This is a genomic window from Rahnella sp. RcJ3 (assembly GCF_009498575.1).
Taxonomy (GTDB): Bacteria; Pseudomonadota; Gammaproteobacteria; order Enterobacterales; family Enterobacteriaceae; genus Rahnella; species Rahnella aceris.
Map to the genome: position 1 here is coordinate 1 of NZ_QSNX01000046.1, position 3,257 is coordinate 3,257.

Below are 3,257 nucleotides of genomic sequence, written 5' to 3' on the forward strand. Positions count from 1 at the left end.
GAGACCCCACACTACCATCGGCGCTACGGCGTTTCACTTCTGAGTTCGGCATGGGGTCAGGTGGGACCACCGCGCTACTGCCGCCAGGCAAATTCTGTTTCATTCGTACCGCTCACCCTACATCAGGCTTGCACTACGAACCAATCTCGGAACTTCAGCTGAAAATCTACTTCAAGTCTCTAAAAACACCTTTGGTGTTGTAAGGTTAAGCCTCTCGGGTCATTAGTACTGGTTAGCTCAATGCATCGCTGCACTTACACACCCAGCCTATCAACGTCTTAGTCTTAAACGTCCCTTCAGGTGGCTTAAAGCCACAGGGAAGACTCATCTCGAGGCAAGTTTCGCGCTTAGATGCTTTCAGCGCTTATCTTTTCCGCATTTAGCTACCGGGCAATGCCATTGGCATGACAACCCGAACACCAGTGATGCGTCCACTCCGGTCCTCTCGTACTAGGAGCAGCCCCTCTCAATCTTCCAACGCCCACGGCAGATAGGGACCGAACTGTCTCACGACGTTCTAAACCCAGCTCGCGTACCACTTTAAATGGCGAACAGCCATACCCTTGGGACCTACTTCAGCCCCAGGATGTGATGAGCCGACATCGAGGTGCCAAACACCGCCGTCGATATGAACTCTTGGGCGGTATCAGCCTGTTATCCCCGGAGTACCTTTTATCCGTTGAGCGATGGCCCTTCCATTCAGAACCACCGGATCACTATGACCTACTTTCGTACCTGCTCGAGCCGTCACTCTCGCAGTCAAGCTAGCTTATGCCATTGCACTAACCTCACGATGTCCGACCGTGATTAGCTAACCTTCGTGCTCCTCCGTTACTCTTTAGGAGGAGACCGCCCCAGTCAAACTACCCACCAGACACTGTCCTCACCCCGGATCACGGGGCCGAGTTAGAACATCAAACATTAAAGGGTGGTATTTCAAGGTTGGCTCCACGCAGACTGGCGTCCACGCTTCAAAGCCTCCCACCTATCCTACACATCAAGGCTCAATGTTCAGTGTCAAGCTATAGTAAAGGTTCACGGGGTCTTTCCGTCTTGCCGCGGGTACACTGCATCTTCACAGCGAGTTCAATTTCACTGAGTCTCGGGTGGAGACAGCCTGGCCATCATTACGCCATTCGTGCAGGTCGGAACTTACCCGACAAGGAATTTCGCTACCTTAGGACCGTTATAGTTACGGCCGCCGTTTACCGGGGCTTCGATCAAGAGCTTCGCCTTACGGCTGACCCCATCAATTAACCTTCCGGCACCGGGCAGGCGTCACACCGTATACGTCCACTTTCGTGTTTGCACAGTGCTGTGTTTTTATTAAACAGTTGCAGCCAGCTGGTATCTTCGACTGGCTTCAGCTCCGGGAGCAAGTCCCTTCACCTACGCGCCAGCGTGCCTTCTCCCGAAGTTACGGCACCATTTTGCCTAGTTCCTTCACCCGAGTTCTCTCAAGCGCCTGAGTATTCTCTACCTGACCACCTGTGTCGGTTTGGGGTACGATTTCGTGTTACCTGGAGCTTAGAGGCTTTTCCTGGAAGCATGGCATCAGCTACTTCACCACCGTAGTGGCTCGTTATCACGCCTCAGGGTTGATATGCAACCGGATTTACCAGGTCACACCCCCTACACGCTTGAACCGGGACAACCGTCGCCCGGCCAGCCTAGCCTTCTCCGTCCCCCCTTCGCAGTAACACCAAGTGCAGGAATATTAACCTGCTTCCCATCGACTACGCTTTTCAGCCTCGCCTTAGGGGTCGACTCACCCTGCCCCGATTAACGTTGGACAGGAACCCTTGGTCTTCCGGCGTGCGGGTTTTTCACCCGCATTATCGTTACTTATGTCAGCATTCGCACTTCTGATACCTCCAGCAAACCTCACAGTTCACCTTCGACGGCTTACAGAACGCTCCCCTACCCAACAACGCCTAAGCGTCGCTGCCGCAGCTTCGGTGCATGGTTTAGCCCCGTTACATCTTCCGCGCAGGCCGACTCGACCAGTGAGCTATTACGCTTTCTTTAAATGATGGCTGCTTCTAAGCCAACATCCTGGCTGTCTATGCCTTCCCACATCGTTTCCCACTTAACCATGACTTTGGGACCTTAGCTGGCGGTCTGGGTTGTTTCCCTCTTCACGACGGACGTTAGCACCCGCCGTGTGTCTCCCGTGATAACATTCTTCGGTATTCGTAGTTTGCATCGAGTTGGTAAGCCGGGATGGCCCCCTAGTCGAAACAGTGCTCTACCCCCGAAGATGAGTTCACGAGGCGCTACCTAAATAGCTTTCGGGGAGAACCAGCTATCTCCCGGTTTGATTGGCCTTTCACCCCCAGCCACAAGTCATCCGCTAATTTTTCAACATTAGTCGGTTCGGTCCTCCAGTTAGTGTTACCCAACCTTCAACCTGCCCATGGCTAGATCACCGGGTTTCGGGTCTATACCTTGCAACTTGACGCCCAGTTAAGACTCGGTTTCCCTACGGCTCCCCTATTCGGTTAACCTTGCTACAAAATATAAGTCGCTGACCCATTATACAAAAGGTACGCAGTCACCCAACAAAGTAGGCTCCCACTGCTTGTACGTACACGGTTTCAGGTTCTATTTCACTCCCCTCGCCGGGGTTCTTTTCGCCTTTCCCTCACGGTACTGGTTCACTATCGGTCAGTCAGGAGTATTTAGCCTTGGAGGATGGTCCCCCCATATTCAGACAGGATGTCACGTGTCCCGCCCTACTCATCGAACTCACAACTTGTGCATTTTTGTGTACGGGACTATCACCCTGTACCGTGCGACTTTCCAGACGCTTCCACTAACACACAAACTGATGCTGGTTCTGGGCTCTTCCCCGTTCGCTCGCCGCTACTGGGGGAATCTCGGTTGATTTCTTTTCCTCGGGGTACTTAGATGTTTCAGTTCCCCCGGTTCGCCTCATTACACTATGTATTCATGTAATGATAATGTGTCGAAACACACTGGGTTTCCCCATTCGGGTATCGTCGGGTATAACGGTTCATATCACCTTACCGACGCTTTTCGCAGATTAGCACGCCCTTCATCGCCTCTGACTGCCTAGGCATCCACCGTGTACGCTTAGTCGCTTAACCTCACAACCCGAAGGTGTTTCCACCATCGCGCTGCGATTATTTGAGAGACTCTGTTACAGACTAATCCATCACTCAGTACTGCTACGGAGAGTGATGTTCAGCTGTAAACTTTCAATTTTCAGCTTGTTCCAGATTGTTAAAGAGCAA

The 3,257-nt window shown here is 52.3% G+C and carries 2 rRNA genes; both read right to left on the bottom strand.

The annotated features are described in order from the left end of the window. Positions 1 to 88, bottom strand: a 5S ribosomal RNA gene (rrf, locus tag DXU84_RS24850); the annotation flags it as partial. 113 nt (positions 89 to 201) lie between these two features. Then, positions 202 to 3,110, bottom strand: a 23S ribosomal RNA gene (locus tag DXU84_RS24855). Positions 3,111 to 3,257 lie beyond the last annotated feature (147 nt).